This is a genomic window from Rhizobium sp. P1_E1 (assembly GCF_056406015.1).
The window spans coordinates 1-1,046 of record NZ_JBFUAY010000535.1; the positions used below are offsets into that span (position 1 = coordinate 1).

Consider the following 1,046-nt stretch of genomic DNA (forward strand, 5'->3'; position numbering starts at 1 on the left):
GGTCCCTCCCCGTGAGGCGAAGAGCAGCGCAAAGATTTGCGGCAACAAACGTCCAGTTTTTCCGATCGGGCCGCGTCGTTACCTGTCCCCATGCGCGGGCGAGACGGGTTTTCGCTTCCTCGAGAAGAAATTGTTCGGACGCCGCGATCGGCGCGCCGACGCGGACATCTTTATTATCCTCGAAGCATGAAAGTATCGCTTGCGCGACAACAGCGTCTTTTCGCCAATCTTGCTGTGCGATGGCGCGGGCCGCGCGTATGGATGCCTTCAGGTCTTTCTCGACGGTTGCGAAACGGCGCTGCAGAGAGCTCGCGACGTCAACATCAGCCGCCACTCCTGCGACCTTTAATTCCAGATCAGCTGTCGCCATGGTCGCTGGCGCGCTCTCGATCAATATGTTTGCGGCGGAGAGATTTGATGGATCGAGCTCTATGGCGCGCTGGGCGGCAATGAACGCTTGATCCGTTTGTCCTCGCAACAATGCCGCCCTTGCCTTGTATGATTGGCCTGCCGCTGTGTCGGGGTCGCTCGTTGCAGCTTGGGCAAACGCGTCTTCGGCGGCGTCGAAATCTCCAACCTGTGCTAACGCTGCACCGAGATTGCCGAACACTCTTAGCTTCAAGCGGCCTGGCGTATCTTCGGTAACTTCATCGAGAAGTGCCCGCAGATTGTCGACGATCAGAGGGCCGCCACCGTTCCGTATCTGGTCCCGGAAGACGTCGAGCTTGGCGTCGAGCGCTGTTGTCTCATCCTTTGTTGCTACTTCCGCTGAGGAAACGCGGAGGGCCTCGATAGCCGACGCGATCTCTGCCTGAAATTTCGAGGTCGGGTCGGAGAGCGGCCGCGCGGGATTGAGGACCGGAGTGTCTACGGCGACCTGATTATGAACGAGGAGCTCCCTAGCAACATCAGGGTAGTTCTGGCCGCGTGAAACTATGTCCGGCCACGACCAAACAACAACGCGGAATAGGCCCTCGCGAGCGTGGTCGGCACTGATTTCCTGTGCCCTTTGTTGCAGGGCAACGTCGCGCTCGCCTGCGTAAGCG

The 1,046-nt window shown here is 59.3% G+C and carries 1 pseudogene; it reads right to left on the bottom strand.

Annotated features, from left to right (window positions below):
• Positions 1 to 1,046: pseudogene (locus AC1D1Z_RS37765) on the bottom strand (PIN domain-containing protein); the annotation flags it as partial.